Annotated in this window: 14 protein-coding genes; 1 reads left to right on the top strand and 13 read right to left on the bottom strand. The window is 47.6% G+C overall.

Annotation, left to right across the window (positions count from 1 at the left end):
• Positions 1-73: 73 nt before the first annotated feature.
• From deoC to lepA, 13 genes are all read right to left on the bottom strand, one after another.
• On the bottom strand, positions 74-739 hold the full coding sequence (gene deoC, locus B3M90_RS01945; protein WP_023467449.1) for a deoxyribose-phosphate aldolase: 666 nt from the start codon (positions 737-739) through the stop codon (positions 74-76).
• Between the two features lie 76 nt (positions 740-815).
• The gene (rarD, locus tag B3M90_RS01950) at positions 816-1,700 is read right to left on the bottom strand and encodes an EamA family transporter RarD (RefSeq protein WP_290782358.1); all 885 of its coding nucleotides are present in this window, start codon (positions 1,698-1,700) and stop codon (positions 816-818) included.
• Positions 1,701-1,716: 16 nt separating this feature from the next.
• Positions 1,717-2,592: an EamA family transporter RarD gene (rarD, locus tag B3M90_RS01955; protein WP_290782360.1), complete on the bottom strand. Its 876-nt coding sequence runs from the start codon at positions 2,590-2,592 to the stop codon at positions 1,717-1,719.
• Between the two features lie 53 nt (positions 2,593-2,645).
• Positions 2,646-3,341 carry a 23S rRNA pseudouridine(2604) synthase RluF gene (gene rluF / locus B3M90_RS01960; RefSeq protein ID WP_223041446.1) on the bottom strand — a complete coding sequence of 232 codons (696 nt, stop codon included), beginning with the start codon at positions 3,339-3,341 and terminating at the stop codon, positions 2,646-2,648.
• A gap of 107 nt (positions 3,342-3,448) precedes the next feature.
• Positions 3,449-4,783 carry a tRNA (N(6)-L-threonylcarbamoyladenosine(37)-C(2))-methylthiotransferase MtaB gene (gene mtaB, locus B3M90_RS01965; RefSeq protein WP_023467445.1) on the bottom strand — a complete coding sequence of 445 codons (1,335 nt, stop codon included), beginning with the start codon at positions 4,781-4,783 and terminating at the stop codon, positions 3,449-3,451.
• 5 nt (positions 4,784-4,788) lie between these two features.
• A complete protein-coding gene (locus B3M90_RS01970; protein WP_290782362.1) occupies positions 4,789-5,535 on the bottom strand; it encodes a 16S rRNA (uracil(1498)-N(3))-methyltransferase in 747 nt (248 codons plus the stop codon).
• 4 nt (positions 5,536-5,539) lie between these two features.
• Positions 5,540-6,487 (bottom strand): 50S ribosomal protein L11 methyltransferase, encoded by a 948-nt coding sequence (gene prmA, locus B3M90_RS01975; protein WP_290782364.1) that lies wholly within the window; start codon positions 6,485-6,487, stop codon positions 5,540-5,542.
• A 25-nt stretch (positions 6,488-6,512) separates the two neighbouring features.
• Positions 6,513-7,619, bottom strand: coding sequence for a molecular chaperone DnaJ (gene dnaJ, locus B3M90_RS01980; protein ID WP_023467442.1), 1,107 nt, complete (start codon positions 7,617-7,619; stop codon positions 6,513-6,515).
• 132 nt (positions 7,620-7,751) lie between these two features.
• The gene (gene dnaK, locus B3M90_RS01985; RefSeq protein WP_035398411.1) at positions 7,752-9,578 is read right to left on the bottom strand and encodes a molecular chaperone DnaK; all 1,827 of its coding nucleotides are present in this window, start codon (positions 9,576-9,578) and stop codon (positions 7,752-7,754) included.
• 48 nt (positions 9,579-9,626) lie between these two features.
• Entirely contained in the window at positions 9,627-10,184 is a 558-nt protein-coding gene (grpE, locus tag B3M90_RS01990) for a nucleotide exchange factor GrpE (RefSeq protein ID WP_023467440.1), read from the bottom strand.
• A gap of 24 nt (positions 10,185-10,208) precedes the next feature.
• A complete protein-coding gene (gene hrcA / locus B3M90_RS01995) occupies positions 10,209-11,243 on the bottom strand; it encodes a heat-inducible transcriptional repressor HrcA (RefSeq protein ID WP_035409289.1) in 1,035 nt (344 codons plus the stop codon).
• A 326-nt stretch (positions 11,244-11,569) separates the two neighbouring features.
• Positions 11,570-12,709 carry a radical SAM family heme chaperone HemW gene (gene hemW, locus B3M90_RS02000; RefSeq protein ID WP_290755189.1) on the bottom strand — a complete coding sequence of 380 codons (1,140 nt, stop codon included), beginning with the start codon at positions 12,707-12,709 and terminating at the stop codon, positions 11,570-11,572.
• Between the two features lie 64 nt (positions 12,710-12,773).
• Positions 12,774-14,597, bottom strand: coding sequence for a translation elongation factor 4 (gene lepA, locus B3M90_RS02005; protein ID WP_214854783.1), 1,824 nt, complete (start codon positions 14,595-14,597; stop codon positions 12,774-12,776).
• Positions 14,598-14,829: 232 nt separating this feature from the next.
• On the opposite strand from lepA, the gene rpsT reads away from it, so the two are divergent.
• Positions 14,830-15,090 carry a 30S ribosomal protein S20 gene (gene rpsT / locus B3M90_RS02010; RefSeq protein ID WP_023467434.1) on the top strand — a complete coding sequence of 87 codons (261 nt, stop codon included), beginning with the start codon at positions 14,830-14,832 and terminating at the stop codon, positions 15,088-15,090.
• The last annotated feature ends 15 nt before the right edge of the window (positions 15,091-15,105 follow it).

Here is a 15,105-nt window from a genome sequence, read left to right on the forward strand (position 1 = left end):
AAAATTTAAATTCAGAATAGTCCCATAACACAAAAAAACGCCCCTCTAAAAAAGAGGGACATGTCAGATATTCTTAGTAATCGCTATCAGACGTACCACCTGTAACGATTGCGATTCCGGCTGATGCACCAATGCGTGATGCACCTGCATCGATCATTGCTTTTGCACCTTCGAAGTCACGAACGCCACCAGATGCTTTAACACCGATGTCAGGACCAACTGTCTCACGCATGAGACGGATGTCTTCGACTGTTGCACCACCTGTTGAGAAACCAGTCGATGTCTTCACGAAGTTAGCACCTGCTTTAACTGAAAGTTCAGCAGCTGTTTTGATTTCTTCTTTTGTAAGAAGGCAGTTTTCGAAGATGACTTTAACGAGTGTACCGTTTGCCGCTTCGACAACCGCACGAATGTCACGTTCAACTAACTCAAGATCGCCATCTTTTAATGCACCGATGTTTAGAACCATATCGATTTCTGTCGCACCGTTTTGAATGGCATCTTTTGTTTCGAATGCTTTCACTTCTGGCGTGTTTGCTCCAAGTGGGAAGCCGATGACTGTACAGACTTTGACGTCATCATCTGATTTTAAGAGTTCTGCTGCTAACGCGACGTATGTCGGGTTAACACAGACGCTTGCGAATTTGTATTCTAATGCTTCTTTACAGAGTGTCTCGATTTGAGCACGTGATGTTTCTGGCTTCAGTGCCGTATGGTCGATCATTCCTGCTAAATTCATGATTGTTGTCCTCCTTAAGGGTATCCCTTAGACTCTGATTTTATTCTATCACGCAAGAGGTCTGACTTCTATCTTTTTACGCGACTTTTCGAAGCTGTTTTTTTCGAATCCAGACTCCATTGAGCGTAAAGACAATCGCTGCTGTCCAAATACATGTAAACGCCACCATGTGTGTTTTAGTAAACGGTTCATGATAGAGCAAAACACCGAGTCCGAGCGACAAGGTCGGTGCGACGAATTGAAGGAATCCGACCCATGTGAACGGAATTCGTTGTGCCCCGAATCCAAATAACAAAAGTGGCACGGCGGTAACGATCCCGGTCAAGATAAGTCCGGTCATCGTACCGATCGATTCAGTCATCGAAGACGTTCCCTGTACTTGCCAATAGCCGAGGAAAATCAAAGCAAGCGGAAGTGGCGCCATCGTCTCAAGCGTCAGACTGACCGTTGATTCCAGCGGTCGCCGCTTTTTGACGACGCCGTAAAAGCCGAAGCTTAAGGCAAGCGCAATCGAGATCCATGGAAATTCGCCGTAGCCAATCGTTAAAATCAGAACACCGATCGTCGCAAGGACAATCGAGATCCATTCAATCCGTGAGAGCTTTTCTTGAAAGAAGAAGACACCAAAGACGATGCTGACGAGCGGATTGATGTAATAGCCGAGCGACGCCTCAACAATGAATTGATGATTGACAGCCCATATGTAGATGAACCAATTCAAGCTGATGATCAGTCCATTTAAGAAAAAGAGTCGGCGCGTGAACGGATCACACAATGCCGTCTTCCATTTTCCAAGTGCTTTTTGAAACGACAGTAAGATGAGTAGAAATAGAAACGACCAGATGATCCGGTGCGCTAGTATCTCTTCACTCGGTACATTAGCGAGCATCTTCCAGTAAAGCGGTAAGAGCCCCCAAATGATATATGCGACAAGCGTCGCAAAAAATCCCGATAGATTCACATAATCCCTTCTTTCGTTATGATACCTTCTTCATCCGTATCTTTCCTGCTGATAAACCGCTGATCGTAAACAAAGCAACGGCAATCCAAATGAACAGAAAAGCGATGAAGTGAATCGTCGTAAAGACGTCATTAAATAGATAAATTCCAAGTAGTAGCGTCAACGTTGGTGCAATGTACTGCAGAATTCCGACATAGACAAACGGGATTTTCGGCATCCCGTATCCAAATAACATCAATTGGACTGCTGTTGCGATTCCGAGCATGATGATTGCAAGCAGTGCACTCGTCGGCATCGCAAGCGGTTGACTATCCGTCACGCCTAGCGTCAAGAGAGCGAATGGTAGCGTGACGAGCGTCTCTAAAAATAATCCCGATAATGGTTCAGCTGCTGCCTTTTTCTTTAGTACACCGTAAAATGCGAACGAGACGGCAAGTGAAAAGGCGATGATCGGAAATTGACCATAACCGAGCGTTAAAATCATCACACCGATGATTGCTGATAAAATCGCAATCACTTGCGGACGCGTCAATCGTTCCTTAAAAAAGATCAAACCGAACAAGACGCTGACGAGGGGATTGATGTAATACCCGAGTGACGACTCAACGATATACCCTTCCCCGATGGCGTACAGATAGAGCGACCAGTTCCCGCCTAACACGAGACCTGCCGCAAGCACGGTATAGCGCTGACGTTTGTTTTGCCATAATTGACGAACGAATTGGAATTTCTTCGTCAGGCGTAACAACAGTGTCACGAAGATGAACGCACTCAAAATCCGAATCGAAACGACCGTCCATGCTGGAATACCAGTTGCAAATACTTTGTAGATCGGCAACAGTCCACCAATCACGTAAGCGACGAATGTCGCACTCATACCCCTTTTATCCACGGTCATCCCCCTTATGTATGAAGAAAGCCGCCAGTGGCGACTTTCATTGAACCTTATTGCCCGTCAAGCGTCGTAAACAACTCGCGTAATTCCTCTTCTGTCAAATCACGCCAAGAACCAATCGGTAAATCGCCAAGCTCGATGTTCATGATCCGAACGCGTTGGAGACGCTTAACTCGGTAGCCGAACTCTTTACACATACGGCGAATCTGACGATTTAACCCTTGCGTCAAAATGATCCGGAATGTCCGTGTCTCAAGTGGTTCAACGATGCATTCCTTCGTTGTCGTACCGAGAATGTCAACACCACTCGCCATCCCTTGAATGAACGTATCCGTAATTGGTGCATCGACGGTTACGATATATTCTTTGTCGTGATTGTTTTCTGCTCGTAAGATCCGGTTAACGATATCACCGTCATTCGTCAACAGAATCAAGCCGTCTGAATCTTTATCGAGGCGACCGATTGGGAAAATCCGCTTCGGATGATTGACGAAATCGATGATGTTTCCTTCGATATCAAGCTCTGTCGTACACGTGATGCCGACTGGTTTATTTAAGACGATGTAGACAGGTTTTGGTTTTGTTTGAAGCGGCTGACCGTCGATTTCGACGACGTCCGTCTCTTCAGCTTGCGAGCCGAGTTCTGCTGTCAGACCGTTGATCGTCACACGACCTGCTTCGACTAATTTATCGGCAGCACGCCTTGAGCAAAAGCCCGTTTCGCTAATGAATTTGTTGATTCGCATGAATGATATCCTCTTTCCTTAATTGAACTGTATTCAGTGTAGCGCATTCCTGAAATGAAAACAAAAAAAGTGGCAAAGAAAACCAGAGGTTCCCTTTGCCCTTTCGATTAGACTGCAGCATCTTTGAGTGTCTGCATGATACGAACGAATTGACCATCATTCATCGGATAGCCCGCTTTCGTGATTTTGACACGAACGAGTTGTCCGATCATCGACTCATCGCCTTCGATTGCGACACGCAAATAGTTATCTGTGTAACCGACGAGACGACCGCCTGCTTCTTCCGAAAATTCTTCCGGAATGATCTCAAGCAGTTCCCCTTCGTATTTCGAAGCATATTCCTTCGCGAGTTGATCCGATAAAGCGATCAAACGTGCGACGCGTTCTTCTTTGATTGATTCCTCGACTTGATCGTCCATCATCGCTGCCGGAGTTCCGGTCCGTTTCGAGTATGGGAAGACATGCAACTCACTGAACTTATGATCGTTGATGAAGTTGAACGTTTCCATGAACTCTTCTTCCGTCTCACCTGGGAAACCAACGATGACATCCGATGTGATCGCACAGTCAGGCAGGACTTCCTTCAAACGCGTAATCCGTTCTCCGAATTCTGCCATCGTATACTTCCGGCGCATCCGGCGAAGGACCGTATCGGAAGCCGACTGGATCGGAACGTGCAAGTGACGAACGACAATCGGTGAATCCTTCAGGACATCAAGTACCTCGTCCGTGATTTGACTAGCTTCGATCGACGAAATCCGTAAACGTTCGAGTCCATTGACGGATTCGAGTGCTTTAAGTAACTTCGCTAAGTTGTAGTCTTTTAAGTCTTCTCCGTAGCCACCTGTATGGATGCCCGTCAAGACGATTTCTTTATAACCCGCATCAACGAGCTGTTGTGCTTGCTTCAAGACATCTTCTGGTTGACGAGACCGCATGAGACCACGCGCCCATGGGATGATACAGAACGTACAGAAATTGTTACAGCCTTCCTGAATTTTCAGAGAAGCCCTTGTCCGGTCCGTAAAGGCCGGTACATCCAGTTCTTCATAGACTTTTGCTTTCATGATGTTTCCGACCGCATTGATTGGCATGCGTTCTTCACGGAATTGTTCGATGTATCCAATCATTTTATGCCGATCTTGTGTTCCGACGACGACATCGACGCCAGGAATCGCCATGATTTCAGCAGGAGATGTTTGGGCATAACAGCCCGTTACGCAGATGACACTATCCGGATTTTGGCGAATCGCCCGTCGGATGACTTGGCGACTTTTCTTATCTCCGGTATTCGTGACCGTACATGTATTGACGACATATACGTCCGCATGATCAGCAAAATCAACGCGTGCGTAACCAGCGTCCTTGAACAGTTGCCAGACAGCTTCTGTTTCGTAATGGTTGACTTTACAGCCAAGCGTTTGAAAGGCAACAGTTGCCATTTCGTTCACCCTTTCAATTCAAAATGATACGAGACGGCGGAAAGGACATAAAATGGTGCCGTTTCCGTCCGTAAGATGCGGCGCCCTAGAGCGGCTTTTTTAAAACCGGCATCCGTCAAACGTGCGATTTCTGCTTCAGCGAACCCACCTTCAGGTCCGATGACGACAAGAAGGGAATCTCCCTCTTGCAGCCCAGCAAGCGTCGTAGCGAGGACGGAAGCCTCCCCTTGTTTCGCTGATTCTTCATAGGCAACCAGACAAGCCGTATAGTTCGATGCATCCTGTAAGACTTCATCATACGCCACGAAGTCGACCGTCGGCAAGTGGGCACGGTACGATTGTTCCGCTGCTTCCTTGACGATTTTTTCGAGTCGTTCAATCTTTTTCGGAACCTTCTTCTGATCCCATTTCGAGACGGAACGGTCGGCTTCGAAAATCCGTAGATGATGGATCCCGAGTTCCGTTGCTTTTTGGGCAACGAGTTCGATCTTATCGCCTTTTGGCAATCCATGGGCGATCGTTACACGAATCGGTAGCTCCGTCTCGATTGGTAGAGCCTCTTCGATACGGGCAGAAGCTGCCTGTTTCTCGAGTGCTTCAAGGCGGCACCGGTAAAGACCTGTTCCATCGAGCACGAGAATCTCTCCGCCGACTTCCATCCGCATAACGTTTTTCATATGGTGTGCATCATCTTTCGGGAGATGAAAAACATCTCCCTGACGCATCGAAGGTTCGACGAAATACCGTTGCATGCGCTTATGCCTCCCGTTTCGCGATGATTGCGACCCAGTCCTCAAGCTTCGTCGTCTCGACGATCGTAAATCCTGCTTCTTGCATCGCTTGTACGACCATATCTTTTTTCTGACTAATGATACCGGAAGCGATGAAATGCCCACCTGGTAACGTCAGCGTATAGGCATCCTTGACGAAGAGGAGAATGACTTCCGCTAAGATATTCGCGACGATCAACTCGACCGGCTCACTCAATTCCTTCATCAAATCGCCTTGACGGACCGTGATCTGCTCACTGACGTTGTTCAAAGCGACGTTTTCCATCGCTGATTTGACAGCGACTTCGTCTAAATCGAGTGCAAAGACATCCTTTGCCCCAAGCTTCGCAGCTGCAATCGCTAAGACACCGGATCCTGTACCGACATCGACGACACGATCTTGCTCTTGCAAGTAGTTTTCGATTGCTTGAATGCAAAGAACCGTCGTCGGGTGTGTTCCCGTTCCGAACGCCATGCCTGGATCGAGCTCGATGATCTTTTCATCCGGCTGTGGCGTGTAGTCTTCCCACATTGGGACGACTGTCAGGTGGCGGCTGATCTTGACCGGTTTATAGAATTGTTTCCATGAATGTGCCCAGTCTTCTTCATCTACTTGAGTCAGCGTGACAGCACCCGTGCCAATCGACAGACCGAAGTTCGTCAATTGTTGGATGTCCTGTTCGATGCCTTTGATCGTGTCCGTCAAATCGCTGCTTTCTGCAAGATACGCCTTCACGAGTACACCTTGTGTCGGATACTCGTCTCGTTTCGTCTCATCCCAAATTTCACCGAAGTTATCTTCGCGGTGGGACATCATCTCGAAATCTTCGACGTCCTCGATAACGACTCCGCTTGCTCCCGCTTCATGTAAGATGTTTGAAACTGCTTCGATGGCTTCTTGTGTCGTATGGACACAGATCTCTGACCATTTCATTTCTTGTCACGCTCCTCTGTAGTGATCACCCTGTAAAGAATGTCTTGATCCGGCTGAAGACACCTTCGTGTTGCTCTTCGACACCTTTTTCATCGCTGATTTCATTGAATTCCCGTAAGAGTTCTTTTTGACGTTCCGTCAGATTCTTCGGTGTAATGACGACGACATTGACGTACTGGTCGCCATGGTGACCGGATCGAACGTTCGGCATCCCTTTTCCGCGGAGACGGAATCGTGATCCTGTCTGTGTTCCGGCTGGAATCTTCAGACTGACCTTACCGTGAACAGTCGGCACTTCGATCTCATCGCCAAGTGTTGCTTGCGCGAATGTAAGTGGCATATCCATGACGATATGATCGTCGACACGTTCGAACAGTTCATGTGCTGCGACACGAACGACGACATACAAGTCACCTGCTGGTCCACCGTTGACACCGGCTTCCCCTTTACCTGCTAAGCGGATTTGTTGCCCATTGTCGATCCCTGCTGGAATTTTGACACGGACATCTTTGTTTTTGCGAACGCGACCGGCTCCACGACATGTTTCACATGGCTCCTTGACGATTTGTCCACGGCCATGACATGTCGAACATGTCGTTTGGTTGACGACACGACCGAACATCGTGTTTTGTTCGACGTTGATGTGACCCGAACCACCACATCGTTTACATGTTTCCGGATGTGTTCCTGGTTTAGCACCCGAACCATGACATGTACCGCAATCTTCTTCGACTGGAATCGTGATCGTCTTCTCGACGCCTGTGACCGATTCCATGAAGTCGATTTCCTCGACGTATTGTAAATCCTGTCCTTTACGTGGTGCGTTTGGATCTTGACGACGTCCGCCACCGAAGAACATGTCGAAGATGTCGCCAAATCCTTCAGCTCCACTGAATCCACCGCCACCTTGTGATGGATCTTGGTGACCGAATTGGTCGTAACGTGCTCGTTTATTGTCATCGGATAACACTTCATACGCTTCCGATAATTCCTTGAATTTCGCATCCGCATCTGCTTCCTTGTTGACGTCCGGGTGGTACGTCCGGGCAAGCTTACGGTACGCGCGTTTGATTTCCGCTGATGAGGCATCGCGCGCGACGCCTAGTACTTCATAATAATCGCGTTTTTCCACGTGCAGTCTTCCTCTCTCGATTCCGATTCATTTCATACTGTTTGATTTTACCGAACTTCGTGCGACATGGAAAGAGCCAAAGCGCGGATACGCTTTGGCTCTCTCTAGCGCCCGAAAAATCGGTCGGATGAATTACTTGTTGTCTTTCTCGTCGACTTCTTCGAACTCAGCGTCCATGACGTTGTCGTCTTGACCACCAGCTTGTGCGCCTTCAGCGCCAGCTTGTTGCTGTGCCATGTTCTCGTAGACTTTTTGTGTCAACTCTTGAACGACTGTCGACAATTCGTCTTTTGCAGAACGGATTGCTTCGATGTCTGTTCCTTCGAGAGCTTTTGTTACTTTTTCTTTTGCAGCTTCTGCTTTTTCTTTATCAGCGTCAGCGACTTGCTCACCGAGGTCTTTGATTGCTTTATCTGTTGCGAAGACGAGTTGGTCTGCTTCATTGCGTAATTCGACTTCTTCTTTACGCTTGTTGTCTGCGTCCGCGTTTGCTTCTGCATCTTTGACCATTTGCTCGATGTCCGCTTCAGTCAAACCGCTTGATGATTGGATCGTGATTGACTGTTCTTTGTTCGTTCCGAGATCTTTCGCAGAAACGTTAACGATACCGTTCGCATCGATGTCGAATTTAACTTCGATTTGTGGCACGCCACGTGGTGCTGGCGGAATATCCGTCAATTGGAAGCGACCAAGTGTTTTGTTATCTGCTGCCATTGGACGTTCCCCTTGGAGGACGTGGATGTCAACAGCTGGTTGGCTGTCTGCTGCAGTCGAGAAGACTTGTGATTTCGAAGTCGGGATCGTTGTGTTACGATCGATCAATTTCGTCATCACGCCACCCATTGTCTCGATACCGAGTGAGAGTGGAGTTACGTCGAGAAGAACGACGTCTTTGACGTCTCCTGTCAATACGCCACCTTGAACCGCTGCACCGAGGGCAACGACTTCATCCGGGTTAACCCCTTTGAACGATTCTTTACCAGTGAAGTCTTGGATTGCTTTTTGAACTGCAGGAATACGAGTCGAACCACCAACGAGGATGATTTTGTCGATTTTGTCTGGTGTCAGACCTGCATCGTTCATAGCACGGCGTGTTGGTTCCATCGTACGTTCAACGAGATCTGCTGTGAGATCGTCGAATTTCGCGCGTGAAAGTGTCATTTCCAAGTGAAGTGGACCTGATGCGCCAGCTGTGATGAACGGAAGGCTGATTTGTGTTGAAGAAACACCTGAAAGGTCTTTTTTCGCTTTTTCAGCTGCATCTTTCAAACGTTGAAGCGCCATCTTATCTTGAGCAAGATCGATGCCGTTTTCTTTTTTGAATTCTGCTACGAGATGGTCGATGATTTTTTGGTCGAAATCATCTCCACCAAGACGGCTGTCACCAGCAGTTGAAACAACTTCAAAGACGCCATCACCGAGTTCAAGGATCGACACGTCGAACGTACCGCCACCAAGGTCATAGATGAGGATCGTGTGATCTTCGCCTTTTTCGAGACCGTATGCGAGTGCTGCCGCTGTAGGCTCGTTGATGATCCGTTTTACATCAAGACCAGCAATCGTACCAGCGTCTTTTGTCGCTTGGCGTTCTGCATCGTTGAAGTAAGCAGGTACTGTGATGACAGCTTCTGTGACTTTTTCACCGAGGTAGTCTTCTGCTTGCGCTTTTAGTTTTTGAAGGATGATCGCAGAGACTTCTTGTGGTGTGTAGTCTTTGCCTTCAACTTCTACTTTATAGTCCGTACCCATATGACGCTTGATCGACATGATCGTGTTCGGGTTCGTGATCGCTTGACGTTTTGCGACTTCCCCTACTTGACGCTCGCCGTTTTTGAATGCGACGACAGATGGTGTCGTACGGTTTCCTTCTGCGTTAGCGATGACGACTGGTTCGCCACCTTCCATTACTGCAACACATGAGTTCGTTGTACCTAAGTCAATACCGATGATTTTTGCCATGATCTATTTCCTCGCTTTCAATGATTGGAATAATAAAGTGCAAGCTGATTACTCAGCTACTTTAACCATACTCGGACGAATCACACGATCGTGCAATTTGTACCCTTTTTGAAATTCAGCGATGACGACGCCTGATTCGTGTTCTTCGCTCGCTTCTTGAACGACCGCTTGGTGTAAGTTCGGATCGAACGCTTCACCGACAGCTGGAATCTCGACGACGCCTTCATTTTGAAGCGTTTCGACGAGTTGACGTTTTACCATCTCGACACCCGTCAAGACAGATTTCGTCTCCTCGTTTTCCGTCTCGATTTGGAGCGCCCGGTCCAAGTTATCGACGAGTGGCAACAGCTTTTCGACAATCGCTTGTGAAGAATACTTCGCGCGGTTCTCTGCTTCGACACGGTTACGACGCTTGAAGTTCTCAAAATCCGCACGGAGGCGTAATTCTGAAGCTTTTGCTTCTGCGAGTTGTGCTTCGAAGTCTGGCTTCTCGTCTTCGACGAGATCCGCTTGGATGACTTCTTCTTCTGTGACTTCGACGGTTTCAGTCGGCTCTGTCACGTTTTCTTCTTGTTGGAGGTTTTGATTCTGTTCTTTTTCTTCCACTCTGAATCGAGCCCCTTTCTATATTCAATCCAAATTGTTCTTATGCAATTCGGTTTGGAATGCTTGAAGTAGATGGATGATCGAGTTGATTCCCCGGTTGTAATCCATCCGTTTCGGTCCGATCAATGCCAGTGTCCCAATTGAGACACCGTCGACCGAATAATGGGCCCGGATGACGCTACAATCTTTTAATGCATCCATATTGTTCTCACTCCCGATCGTAATCAAGATTTGATTATCGAGATTCGGTCGTAGGAAATCGAGAACAGCTTCTTGCTGTTCGATCAGTTCGAGAACAGGTCTTAATTTTGCGACGTCCTGAAATTCAGGCTGATCGAACATGTTGGCTTTCCCGCCCAAATAAATGAACGGTCGCTCCTCTTGATCCGTCAAGACGAGATCAAGTGCTTTCGAGAGCAATACCGTCTGCTCAGAATGCTCTGAACGGAAGCGACGGATTTCCTCAAGCAGACGACTGCGTAAGGCTGAGAGCGGCGTACCGCGCAACGTCTGGTTCAGACGTTCCATCAGTCGGCTCGCTGCTTCCTGGGACAACGCTTGATTCAATTGCAATGTCTTGTGTTCAACATGTCCCGTCTCCGTGACGAGAACGATGACGACACGACCTTCGGCAAGAGGAATCAATTCTAGATGATGCAGGCGTTGTCCGTCTTCTTTTGGTCCAAGTACAAGTGTCGTGTAATGGGTTAAATCACTCAACAGGTCTGCTGTGTGCCGAATCAACCGATCATTCTCATTCACGGAATGGGCAAAGAGTGACTTCAATGCCTGTGCTTCTTTTGGTGTGATGTTTTCCGGACGAATCAGATGGTCGACATAAAAACGATATCCGAGTTCAGAAGGAATCCGTCCTGCGGAAGTGTGTGGCTTTTCAATCAGACCCATCTCTTCGAGGTCCGCCATCTCGTTACGAATGGTCGCGGAACTGAACGTCACGTCGTCTCGTTTTGAGAGCGTCCGTGAGCCGACGGGTTGAGCAGTCTTGATATAATCATCGACGATTGCACGTAAAATCAACAATTGACGATCCGTCAGCACCTTCTTCACCACCTTATTTTGTTAGCACTCACTTTTAACGAGTGCTAATTACATCTTTTACTATAAGGAATTGTCCGCCCGATGTCAACTGAATTACGTGTCCCTTTGAACAGTTTCCCATTCTGCGATACAGTGAAACAAAGAATGGAAAGGATGAATCGGATGATTGAATTATTGGCAATGGCGGGAGTCTTTGTCTGGCTGTTCATCGCGGTCATCGGAACGACTGCGTATTTTTTAAGGAAGTCGAAAAAATGAGAGAAGCGGTGTTCCACATTTGGGAAACACCGCTTCTCTCATTTTCATTGATTTCAGTTACTCTTATGTCATTGTACTTGCGCTTCGCCGATGAACTCTGCAAAGACTTCGTTCGCTAGCGGAATTCCGGCTGGCGTCAAACGGATATGTGTCTCCGTCTGCTCGACGAGACCGTTTGGCAACAACCGTTTCATGACGTCACCAAATACATCTTCAAACGCTACTCCATACTTCGTCCGGAAACGCTCGAACGATACGCCATCCTTCATTCGAAGGCCGAGGAACATCTCTTCTTCCATCCGCTCAACGTTCGTCAACGGCGTCTCTTTTCGAACCGGTAACCCTTCTGCCTTGATATAGTGCGGAATCGGTGCAATATTCGCACGACGCGTCTGATTGATGTAGCTATGTGAGCCTGCACCAAATCCGTAGTACTCATCGTTTTCCCAGTAGACGCGATTATGACGACTCTCTTTTCCTGCTTGCGCGAAGTTCGAGATCTCATACTGTGCATAACCACCTGCTTCGATCGTATCGATCATCACTTGATACATCTCTGCCTCGAGATCTTGCGTCGGTAGCGGTAGCTTTCCTTTTCGCTCTTGAATCGCAAAGACCGTATGCGGTTCTAAAATCAATGAATAAGAAGAGATATGGGTGATCGGCAATTGAAGTGCCCGCGTGACATCGTAGCGGACCTGATCGAGCGTCTGATTCGGTAATCCGAACATCAAATCAACGGAGATATTATTAAATCGTTTCGCTGCTGCGTCGAGCGTCTGGGCGACTTTCGCTTCCCGGTGCGTTCGACCGATGCGTTCGAGCAAACCATCGTCAAACGATTGGACACCGAAACTGACACGATTGACACCACCTGTCTTCATAATATCAAGTTTCTCTTCCGATACACCGTCCGGATTCGACTCGACCGTGTACTCTAAATCATCGCCTGTCAGTGGCAATAAGTGTCTTTGGATGATTTCCATCAAACGTTGCATCTGTGGTTCATTTAAAGCAGTTGGTGTTCCGCCACCGATGAAGATCGTCTCGAGATGGTCCGTCGGGTATTGTTTCAACGTCAATTCGATTTCGCGTTCGAGGGCATCGAGGTATTCATCGACGGGCTGATTCTTTAAAAAGACTTTATTGAAATCACAGTAGTAACAAATATGTTCACAAAAAGGGATGTGGACATATGCGGCGCGTATTCCCATTTCGCCTCATCCTTTCTCTATAAAAACCAAAAAGGGGACGCAAGCGCCCCCCACCTGTTTAATCTTCGTCCATGGATAGAACAGACATGAAGGCTTCTTGCGGTACCTCTACTGAGCCTACCATCTTCATGCGTTTCTTACCTTCTTTTTGCTTCTCGAGCAACTTCCGTTTCCGAGAGATGTCTCCCCCGTAACATTTTGCGAGAACGTTCTTACGTAATGCTTTGATCGTCGAACGCGCGACGATCTTCGTTCCGACTGCTGCCTGAATCGGCACTTCGAACTGCATCCGCGGAATCAATTCCTTCAGCTTATCAACGATGACCTTTCCACGTTCGTACGCGAAGTCACGGTGAACGATGAAGCTAAGCGCATCGACGTTTTCGTTATTAAGAAGGATATCCATCTTGACGAGACGCGACTGTTGGTAGCCAATCAATTCATAATCAAGTGACGCATATCCTTTTGTACTCGATTTCAACTGATCAAAGAAATCGTAGACGATCTCAGACAACGGCAATTCATACGTGATTTTGACGCGTGTCGTATCGATATATTGCATATCGACGAATGTTCCACGCTTCTTCTGACACAACTCCATGATCGCACCGACGTAATCATTCGGTGTCATGACGGCAGCCTTGACGAATGGTTCTTCAATGAATTCGACTTTTTGCTGATCCGGCATCTTCGATGGGTTATCGACATGCAAGACTTCACCTGCTGTCGTCGTCACGTGGTAGATAACGGACGGTGCCGTCGTGATCATATCGATGTTGAACTCACGTTCGATCCGCTCCTGAATGATTTCCATGTGGAGCATCCCGAGGAATCCACAACGGAATCCGAATCCGAGCGCTTGTGATGTCTCTGGTTCGAATTCGAGCGCTGCGTCACTGAGTTGTAGTTTTTCAAGTGCTTCTCGTAAATCATTGTATTTCGCAGCATCGATTGGATAGAGTCCACAGTATACCATTGGATTCATCTTCCGGTATCCTGGCAGTGCTTCAGTAGCTGGCTGTTTCGCGAGCGTAATCGTATCCCCGACACGTACGTCGCCGACCGTTTTGATCGAAGCAGACAACGTCCCAACATCACCGACTGTCAATTCTTGCTGACGTAATGGTTTTGGTGTCGCAACGGCAAGCTCCAGAACCTCAAAGTCCTTACCTGTCGACATCATCCGAATCTTGTCGCCGACCTTAACTGTTCCGTTGACGATTCGAATCGATGCTACGACACCACGGTAAGCGTCATAATAGGAGTCAAAGATCAATGCTTCGAGTGGTGCAGACGGATCACCCGTCGGCGCTGGTACTTTCTCGACGATTTGTTCGAGAATTTCTTCAATGCCGATCCCTGCCTTCGCAGAAGTCGGAACGGCTTCAGACGCATCAAGCCCGATGACATCTTCGATTTCTTGACGGACGCGTTCGACATCCGCAGAAGGTAAATCGATTTTGTTGATGATCGGAAGGATTTCGAGATCGTTGTCGAGTGCTAAGTAAACATTCGCAAGCGTCTGCGCTTCGATGCCTTGCGCCGCATCGACGACGAGGACAGCTCCTTCACAAGCTGCAAGTGAACGTGAGACTTCATATGTGAAGTCGACGTGTCCCGGTGTATCGATGAGGTGAAGAATGTAATCTTCCCCGTCTTTTGCTGTATACTTCAATTGAACAGCATTCAGTTTAATCGTGATGCCACGCTCACGTTCGAGCTCCATGGCATCAAGTGTCTGATCTTTCATTTCACGCGATGTCAGCGCGCCAGTTTTTTCTAAAATCCGGTCAGCGAGTGTCGACTTCCCGTGATCGATATGGGCAATGATCGAGAAGTTACGAATACTCTTCTGCCGCTTTAAACGGTCTTCATTCGTCATGTTTAGAGTCACCTTACCTTATTTTCAAACGTACATACGGTTCATTATACCAAAAAGCGCTTCACTGTACTATCTCGTTTTGCTTTACCCGAAAAACAAAATGTGAAGATTCCCTAGACGTCGTATTGCTTTTAAGAAAAACGTTTGCTACAATTGTGTTTGTTCTGTTGAACGATAACTGCAGATATGCGAATATAAATCTCGAATGAGTTTTATTGGAGGTGAATCATCCATGGCTAACATTAAATCAGCAATCAAACGCGTTAAAACAGCTGAAAAACGCCGCGTCGCTAACGTACAACGTAAATCGGCAATGCGTTCAGCGATTAAAGCAGTCGAAACTTTCGCAGCTGAAGGTAACAAAGACCAAGCGGTCCTTGCTTTCGCTACAGCTTCTAAAAAAATCGACAAAGCTGCTGCTAAAGGTCTCATCCACAGCAACAAAGCTGGTCGTGACAAATCACGTCTCGCTAAACTCGTAAACGCACTTTAATTCTTTCCGAAGAAT

The organism is Exiguobacterium sp. UBA6309, from assembly GCF_002439205.1.
Taxonomy (GTDB): domain Bacteria; phylum Bacillota; class Bacilli; order Exiguobacteriales; family Exiguobacteriaceae; genus Exiguobacterium_A.

What these genes read in the sequence shown, in the direction of transcription:
- deoC (WP_023467449.1), bottom strand. Translation starts at nt 739, where the DNA reads ATGAATTTAGCAGGAATGATCGACCATACGGCACTGAAGCCAGAAACA.
- rluF (WP_223041446.1), bottom strand. Translation starts at nt 3,341, where the DNA reads ATGCGAATCAACAAATTCATTAGCGAAACGGGCTTTTGCTCAAGGCGT.
- mtaB (WP_023467445.1), bottom strand. Translation starts at nt 4,783, where the DNA reads ATGGCAACTGTTGCCTTTCAAACGCTTGGCTGTAAAGTCAACCATTAC.
- B3M90_RS01970 (WP_290782362.1), bottom strand. Translation starts at nt 5,535, where the DNA reads ATGCAACGGTATTTCGTCGAACCTTCGATGCGTCAGGGAGATGTTTTT.
- prmA (WP_290782364.1), bottom strand. Translation starts at nt 6,487, where the DNA reads ATGAAATGGTCAGAGATCTGTGTCCATACGACACAAGAAGCCATCGAA.
- dnaK (WP_035398411.1), bottom strand. Translation starts at nt 9,578, where the DNA reads ATGGCAAAAATCATCGGTATTGACTTAGGTACAACGAACTCATGTGTT.
- lepA (WP_214854783.1), bottom strand. Translation starts at nt 14,597, where the DNA reads ATGACGAATGAAGACCGTTTAAAGCGGCAGAAGAGTATTCGTAACTTC.
- rpsT (WP_023467434.1), top strand. Translation starts at nt 14,830, where the DNA reads ATGGCTAACATTAAATCAGCAATCAAACGCGTTAAAACAGCTGAAAAA.